The following is a 7825-nucleotide window of genomic DNA, read 5'->3' on the forward strand; positions in this document are numbered from 1 at the left end:
ATTTATTTCATAAAGGAACAAAAATGATTCAAATTAATCATTTTATACAGGTTAAAGGAAAGGAAAATGTTGGGAAAACCACTATAATTGTGTTTTTTGAAACTTTTAGAAAATAAACAATCAACACCAACAACGCAAAGGGCGCAATTAAAGTTTTTGGAATACTTGGAAAATGGAGATTTCAGAGCAATCATTGAGCGCAATGGTAAATCTATTGTGTTTATCAGTGCGGGAGATATTAAAAGAGTTGCAGAGGACAACTACAAAAATGCCCTTAGAGAAATGTATCAAAACAAGGTTGATATTTGTGTGTTTGCAACAAGAAGAAGGTGTGATAGCGGGTCAGTGGAGTTTTGGCAAGATATTGCAACACAAAATGGCAAACAAGATTTTGATGAATCTTTAGAAAACTGCAAGATTGATGTAGGTAAAGATGGCAACAAAAAAGAAGTTACTCACTATTTGCAAGAACAAAGTAAGAAACTTGTAAATCTAATAGAAAAATACTTATAAGGAGAAACAATGAAAAAATTATTATCTATTGTGATTCTTTTTTGTGGGTTAATGTTGTGGAAATTGTGGGCAGAGGAAAGACTCTTTCAAAAAACAATAGATGGAAGAGCCCATTTTTCATTTTGGAATAGTGGAGAGACGGATAAAATAAACTACTATCTCACGCAATTTTCCACTCCATCAGAAGTTTCAGGTTTTGGCAAATTCATAGTGTAGGATTCAACTCGGAAGACGATAAAGGAAATTTTGTCTGCTCTGGAGATACTCTAAAACTTTTGGGTTTGATGATTGATCAAGAACATTTCGACTTTAGTAAGGCATCGGATGCTGAGCAAATTCAACGCAATGTTAATAGATGGTTGAGAAACGCAAATATCAAGTTCCTTAATGGGGGTCATATTGCCGACAATGACTACCACGTTGAGTTTAGCGAACTTTATCCTATGTATTGTCCTGGTTGCTATTTTTATGATTTTGTAGCGGGATTTAATTTATTGGAAAAGATGAAACTTTCTCTTCCCAAAAAATACGACAGAATAATGCTAAATAGAAGTGTTATAAAAAGACTTGCAGTAGTCGCAAATGGTGGAAGATTTGATAACGGGGAGCTCGGCTATAAAACAAAATTGGATGATAATGCATTAGAAGACCTTTACTACGAGTTTAGAGATTTTGCAAAAGCCAAGGCGAAAGAGTTATCAACCTTAAAAATAAATCGTACCAAAAAACTCCTTGAGAATACCTGCGCCCCAGTGGAAAAATTCAGTTACAAACATTATGAAGAAGGAGGAATACTTGGAGTTCTTATAACTTTTGATGAAACAAGAGTCAAATCCCTAGAAGACTTAAACCCTACGCCACAACTATTTCAATTCATACCAGAACAAGAGCGTAAGTTTATAGATAATACAACTTCAACCAACTAAAAAAAGTGGTGGATATTAGCATACCTATGTCCTTGCGAGATTCCATTTGTAGAATCGTGGCGTGTATTTGCGTAAGCAAATTCACCCGCTTTGAGCCGCAAATCTATAATATTGTGCTTATTTAGGGATTCCATTGCAAAACCTAATAAATACTTAAAAGCTATTTGGAGTTTAAATGTGAAAGACTTTATAGAATCTAAAAGGACACAGATTGTAATTGCTGCTGTGGTAGTGTTTAATGCCTTGTGTATCGGTGCTTTAAGTCTATCAAGTGTGAAAGGAGACGCGAAACTTACCGAAATTTTTCTGCTGTGTGATACCTTTTGCTTATACTTTTTTGTTCTTGAAATGGTGGTTAAGCTGATTGCACTGCGCCTATCATATTTTAAAAGCGGTTGGAATCTCTTTGATATGACACTAGTGTTATGCTCATTCTCCTCATTTTTTGGTGGTAATGTCCTTATGCTGCGACTCTTTCGTGTGCTTAGGATTATGCGACTTTTTTCGGTCATTCCACAACTGCAATTTATCCTCGCTGTTATTGCAAGAAGTGTCCCTAGTGTCGCGTGTCTTGGAGTTGTGATATTGATTGTTTATTACATTTATGCCTGTCTTGGCACACAACTTTTTGGTGAGGCAAACCCAACATATTTTGGAGATTTGGGGCGCAGTCTTTATACTTTATTCCAAGTGATGACTGGGGATAGTTGGAGTGAGGCTGTTGCACGTCCGACAATAGCAATTTTTCCTTATGCTTGGGCGTATTTTGTTAGCTTTATCATCATCACGACTTTTATTGTGCTAAATATGGTTATTGGGGTGATTATAGATAGCATTAATGAGTTAAAGGCACAGAAAGCTAAGTGAATGCGGTAAATTGGAATCGTAGCGTGCAAATGTGAAGCATTTGTGCAGGTTTGGGAGAGTTGCTACGCAACGCACTACTTGCTTTAGTGCAAAACTATAATGTGGAATCTCTGTAAAGATTCCATTACAAAACCTTTGATTTTCAAGATATAGATTACTTCAATTTGTTCGCAAGGACGGGGCGGTGAGCTTTCTGTTTTTGTGAGATTCTGCAAACTTTATTGGCAAGATTCCATAACATTTTTGCATAATTGAAACATTTTTTAGCTTTTGCCTTAGAATTTCGCAAGGTTTTTTAAAAATAAAGCTTTCTTTTGATAAAATATAAAGTTTCTTAACGAAAAAATTAAGAATTGTTTTAATAGAGGAGGAAATAGATGGCAGAGAATGTCAATCGTAGAGATTTCCTTGGTATGGCTCTAGGAGGGATTGCAGCTGTGGGTGTTGGCGCATCGTTAGTTGCAATGAAATCTTCTTGGGACCCGCTGCCAAGTGTCGTTTCAGCTGGTTTCACAACTATTGATTTAAGCAGTATGCAAGAGGGTGAATATAGACAAGTAGAGTATAGAGGCACACCTGTTTATGTTATCAAAAAAACTGCAGAAATGAAGAAATGTGAAGAAAGAGATGTAGTTGTAGGCAATGCAGATTATAGTTTGGGTATTCAAATTTGCACCCATTTGGGCTGTATTCCTTCTTATGATTCTAAAACCACAGAATTTCATTGTGCTTGCCATGGTGGGCGATTTGATGCTTGCGGTAGAAATGTATTTGGTCCTCCTCCAACTCCAATGGCGATTCCGCCTTTCAAAATTGAGGGCGATAAATTGGTGCTTGGTGAAGAAGGTCCTGAATACTTAAAACTTGTAGGTAAGGCATAAGGAGTAACAATGGCACAAATTCATAAAGCAGATGGCATTATTGATTGGTTAGACCAAAGGTTGGCAGTAAAGCCTTTGATGAAAGTTTTAATGACAGAATATTGGATTCCAAAAAATATCAATTTCCTTTGGGCAATGGGTGTTGTTTTGGTAGTCTTGTTCAGTCTTTTGGTGATTTCTGGACTATTTTTATTGATGTATTACAAGCCAGATACTAAACTTGCATTTGATAGCGTGAATTATACGATTATGCAGGAAGTGAAGTATGGTTGGTTGTGGAGACATTTACACGCTGTGAGCGCGTCTGTTTGCTTCTTGGTTATTTATATTCATATGTTTGTTGCAATCTATTATGGTTCCTATAAACGCGGAAGAGAAATGATTTGGCTTACAGGTATGATTCTTTTTGGCTTATTTTCTGCAGAGGCATTTAGCGGTTATATGCTTCCTTGGGGACAAATGAGTTATTGGGCAGCAGCTGTTATTACTAATTTGTTTGGCGGAATCCCTGTAATTGGGGCAGATTTGGTTGTATGGATTCGTGGTAACTTTATCGTGGCAGACGCGACTTTGACAAGATTCTTTATGTTACATGTTGTGTTGTTACCTGTTGTGATTATGCTTGTGATTGCAGTGCATTTTTATTCTTTAAGGATTCCACATGTTAATAACGCTTATGGCGAAGAATTAGACTTTGAAAAAGAAGCCGAAAAGTATAAAGCAGGCAACAAAAAAGAGTCTAAAGTCATTCCATTTTGGCCTATGTTCTTGTCAAAAGATTTCTTTGTCGCAAGTTTCTTTTTAGCGATTTTATTCTATTTGACTTGCTATCATTTTGCTTTTGCGCTTGACCCAATTAACTTTGACCCAGCCGACCATCTAAAAACTCCTCCGCATATTTATCCTGAATGGTATTTCTTGTGGAGTTATGAAATCTTGCGTGGATTCTTCTTTAGTGCAGATTTGGGCTTGATTGCATTTGGAATCGCAAATGTCGTGTTTATGTTGTTACCTTGGTTGGACCGCAGTGATGTAGTTGCGCCTGCGCACAAACGACCCGGATTTATGATTTTCTTCTGGCTTTTGGTAATAGATATGATTGTTTTGACGATTTGGGGCAAGCTTCCTCCAACAGGCGTGAATGCTTATATTGGTTTTGCTGCGACAATTGCGTTTTTGGCATTATTGTTTGTATTTTTACCAATTGTAACCAAACTTGAAAACAAACAGAATTAAGGAGGAGTGAGAATGAAAGAATTCTTAGCATTAATCGTTGTTGTTGTGCTGACAGGGATTATTTATTGGGGTGTTGAACCTTTTGCACATGGTCAAATGTATCCAAAAGTTGCTCCTGCAGATTATACTTTTGCCGATTTGAAACCGATTATAGCAGAGGGTAATGCAGCAAATGGTAAAGAAGTCGTCAATGCAAATTGTCTTGCGTGCCACTCTATCAAATCTGAAGGTATGGAATCTCCATTTGCTCCAGAAGATGCTCTTGCGGCTTATGGTGTTGTTCCGCCGGATTTATCCTCCGCTGGATTGATTTATGAGAAAAACTTTTTAGGTAATGTGGTAAAAAATATTGCTATTGCGACAAAGCAAACACATAAATTTGATGGTAATCACCCAATGCCAGCTTATGATTGGATGAGTGAGCAAGAGATTGCGGATATTGTTGCTTATTTGCGTAGTATTGCTCCTCAAGAATTAAGCGACAAAGAAGTGTTTATTGACGCGTGCGGTCGCTGCCATAGTGTGCGATATGACAAATGGAGTGCAGAGGGTGGTATGATAGATTATCTAGGCACTAAAGTTCCAGATTTGTCTATGATGATTCGTAGTCGCAGTTTAGATTATTTGCATACTTTCATTAATGACCCACAAAAAAGACTTGCAGGAACTGCAATGCCACGCGTAGGTTTGACTGAAAAAGCAGAAAATCAAGTAGTTGCCTATATGGAATCTGTGGGCGATAGCAAGAAAGACGAACGCGAAGCACTCGGTTACAAACTCATTATTTTTATGGTGATTATGGGCGTTGTTGCTTATTTGTGGAAGCGCAAAATTTGGCACGATGTGCATTAAGCATTAAAGTAAGCAAGGATTCTCTCCTTGCTTTTCTCTCTTAACTTTTATAATTTGCAAAAAACTCAATAAAATAAAGTTAAATCCTTATTGCTCTTATAAATTAGACAAAGATTTCATTGTTGCTAATCTTGTGGGTGGGAATCTCGTACGGATAGACATTGATAATAAGCTTGTCCGAAACTAATACCGCCGTCATTGCAAGGAATTTGATGGTGCAAAAAGACTTTTTTGCCCTCTAGGGCTTCCAATGTCAATTGTGTTAAGAGTTTGTTTTGAAAACATCCGCCACTAAGTGCAATATACGCAGAATCTTGCACAATTGTTGCGATGATTTGTGCTAAAGTATAATGAAAATTGAGTGCAATTTGCGCTAAAGGAATCGCATTTTGCAAATCTTGATAAATGGCTTGAATTAAAAATTGCCATAAGATAAGATTATCTTTTATTTTAAAAGGATAAGCCTTTGGAGTTTTATCTTTTGCGGCAAGAGATTCCAAAATCATTCCCCCCTCTCCCTCATAATCTGCTTTCAAACAAACTCCACAAAGTGCGCTTACCGCGTCAAATAATCTTCCCACAGAATTGCAAAGTATTTTTTTGTCTGATTGGTGAAAATGATAGAAAGCTTCCAAGATAGATTCCCCAAATTCTTGCTTGAGAGATTCTAATAAGGGTAGATTCAATTTCGCATAATCCTCTTTAAAAGTGCTAAAAAGGACTTCCAAACCAAGTCGCCTAATATCTTTGATAGCTTTTTCGCCTCCCAAAAGTGCAAAATTATCAAAATGCGCAATACGAGAAAATTCCAAAGGCTTGTTGGGATTCCATTTCAAAAACTCGCCACCCCAAATTTTGCCATCTACTCCATAGCCTGTGCCATCAAAAATTACACCCAAAACTTCGTGTTCAATGGAATTTTCTGCAATATTAGAAAGCAAATGTGCGAAATGGTGTTGGACGAAGTGGGTTTGTGTGTTTTTATCTATAAAATCTCTTTGTGTGTAGTTTGGGTGCAAATCCAATACAGAGGTTTTAAAACTTGCTTGGTATTGTGCGCAAAAAAGTTGTTGTGTATTAACAAAATTGTTGAGACTTGATGGATTATCCAAATCTCCCAAATGCGGACTTAAAAGGGTTTTGTTGCGGAAGTGCAAACAAAAAGTTGCTTTTTGTTGCGCTCCTAAGGCAATGAAATTTTGAGAATTGCTTGCAAAATGTGGCAAAGAAATATCGCATAAAAACCCCCTAGCACGACGCATAACTTGGAAATTTTCCAAAAGATTCCTTTCTTTTAAATGATAAGATTGCATTAAGCTATCGTCTATTGCGTTTAGAATCTCGCGATTATAGGATAAGATTCCGTCGCATACCTCGCCTAGACGTTCTATAATTGTATTAAAACTTTTGATGATAGGCTCTCCACTCAAATTTGCACTTGTAAAAATCAGCGGAAAGTCTAATGCTTTAGTTAGTAAATAATGCAGAGGCGTATAAGGCAGAATAATGCCTAAAGTCTTGAGATTTGGGGCAATGCAGTGCAGTGGCAGGGCGTGGGATTTAGTATGAGATTCCGCATTTTTTACCTCTGCAAGTAGAATCGGAGCAATCGGTGAGGTTAAAATTTCCTTTTCATCTGCGTTTAATTGCGCATAATGTTCCGCCATTTTTAAGTCTTTACATAGAATCGCAAAAGGCTTTCTAGGGCGGTGTTTGCGCTCTCTTAAAAGTGTGATTGCTTCGGTGTTGAGCGCATTGCATACAAGCGCATAGCCCCCAATTCCTTTAATGGCTAAGATTTTGCCCTTTTTTAAATCCTTAATCGCCTCTTCTAAAGGATTGTGTGCAAAATGTAGATTGTGTGCCTTTGCTCTCTCATAGAGTTCGGAATCGGGAATGCTTTTTAGGAATTCTTTTGCGGCAATAAAATCCTTTAAACGATGAGTATAAAATAGTTTTGGTCCGCAAACTTGACAGCAGTTAATTTCTGAATGGAATCTGCGTGAATTTGGATTATTGTATTCGTTTTGGCATTCTTTGCACATTTTAAACTTTTGCATTGCAGTATTTTTTCTATCATAGGGCAAGGCAGAGATGAGGCTATACCGCGCACCGCAATTTGTGCAACTAATAAACGGATAGCCAAAGCGGCGATTATTAGGGTCAAGCAATTCTTCTAAGCAATCTTGACAAAGCGCAATATCTGCTGGAATCGTGGCACTTAAAAGAGAGCTTTGTTTGCTTTGTTGAATCGTAAAATCTTGATAAAGTTTATGCGTGGGACAAGGATTTTGGGAGAAATGCAAGATTTTTGCTGCTTTTGGAGGATTTTGTAAATCTTTTGCAAAGGCTTCTAAGTCTTTTTTGCTTCCTTGTGCGAGGATAAAAACTCCTTGCGTATCGTTGCATACGAAGCCTTTCAGGTGGTGTTTGGTCGCGATTCTATATACAAAAGGGCGGAATCCCACGCCTTGCACTACGCCTTGCAAGCGAAATTCATAGCTTAGAAGTGGAGGGTTGGGAGGGCTTTTTGAATGGTCTGTTTTGTTT

Annotated in this window: 9 protein-coding genes; 7 read left to right on the top strand and 2 right to left on the bottom strand. The window is 37.5% G+C overall.

Annotated elements, in window-relative coordinates; all coding sequences use genetic code 11:
• Window positions 1–156 precede the first annotated feature (156 nt).
• The 3 genes from K2N75_RS07490 (at window position 157) to K2N75_RS07500 (ending at window position 1439) form a co-directional block, all read left to right on the top strand.
• Window positions 157–513 (top strand): hypothetical protein, encoded by a 357-nt coding sequence (locus tag K2N75_RS07490; RefSeq protein ID WP_297681553.1) that lies wholly within the window; start codon window positions 157–159, stop codon window positions 511–513.
• 9 nt (window positions 514–522) lie between these two features.
• Window positions 523–729: a hypothetical protein gene (locus K2N75_RS07495; protein WP_297681552.1), complete on the top strand. Its 207-nt coding sequence runs from the start codon at window positions 523–525 to the stop codon at window positions 727–729.
• A gap of 68 nt (window positions 730–797) precedes the next feature.
• Complete coding sequence (locus tag K2N75_RS07500) at window positions 798–1439, top strand: hypothetical protein (RefSeq protein ID WP_297681551.1); 642 nt, start codon at window positions 798–800, stop codon at window positions 1437–1439.
• Here K2N75_RS07500 and K2N75_RS07505 read toward each other — a convergent pair.
• Window positions 1436–1573 carry a hypothetical protein gene (locus K2N75_RS07505; protein ID WP_297681550.1) on the bottom strand — a complete coding sequence of 46 codons (138 nt, stop codon included), beginning with the start codon at window positions 1571–1573 and terminating at the stop codon, window positions 1436–1438. The two genes, K2N75_RS07500 and K2N75_RS07505, sit on opposite strands and share 4 nt — an antisense overlap.
• A 43-nt stretch (window positions 1574–1616) precedes the next feature.
• Here K2N75_RS07505 and K2N75_RS07510 point away from each other — a divergent pair, with 43 nt between their 5' ends.
• From K2N75_RS07510 to K2N75_RS07525, 4 genes are all read left to right on the top strand, one after another.
• A complete protein-coding gene (locus K2N75_RS07510) occupies window positions 1617–2306 on the top strand; it encodes an ion transporter (RefSeq protein ID WP_297681549.1) in 690 nt (229 codons plus the stop codon).
• A 377-nt stretch (window positions 2307–2683) separates the two neighbouring features.
• The gene (gene petA / locus K2N75_RS07515) at window positions 2684–3187 is read left to right on the top strand and encodes a ubiquinol-cytochrome c reductase iron-sulfur subunit (protein WP_297681548.1); all 504 of its coding nucleotides are present in this window, start codon (window positions 2684–2686) and stop codon (window positions 3185–3187) included.
• A gap of 9 nt (window positions 3188–3196) precedes the next feature.
• The gene (locus K2N75_RS07520) at window positions 3197–4423 is read left to right on the top strand and encodes a cytochrome bc complex cytochrome b subunit (RefSeq protein WP_297681546.1); all 1227 of its coding nucleotides are present in this window, start codon (window positions 3197–3199) and stop codon (window positions 4421–4423) included.
• A 12-nt stretch (window positions 4424–4435) separates the two neighbouring features.
• Window positions 4436–5275, top strand: a complete 840-nt coding sequence (locus K2N75_RS07525; RefSeq protein ID WP_297681544.1) for a c-type cytochrome — start codon at window positions 4436–4438, stop codon at window positions 5273–5275.
• A 125-nt stretch (window positions 5276–5400) separates the two neighbouring features.
• Here the strand turns inward: K2N75_RS07525 and hypF are convergent, their stop codons facing one another.
• Window positions 5401–7752, bottom strand: coding sequence for a carbamoyltransferase HypF (hypF, locus tag K2N75_RS07530; protein ID WP_300120257.1), 2352 nt, complete (start codon window positions 7750–7752; stop codon window positions 5401–5403).
• Window positions 7753–7825 lie beyond the last annotated feature (73 nt).

Source organism: Helicobacter sp. (assembly GCF_029067145.1).
GTDB lineage: Bacteria > Campylobacterota > Campylobacteria > Campylobacterales > Helicobacteraceae > Helicobacter_D.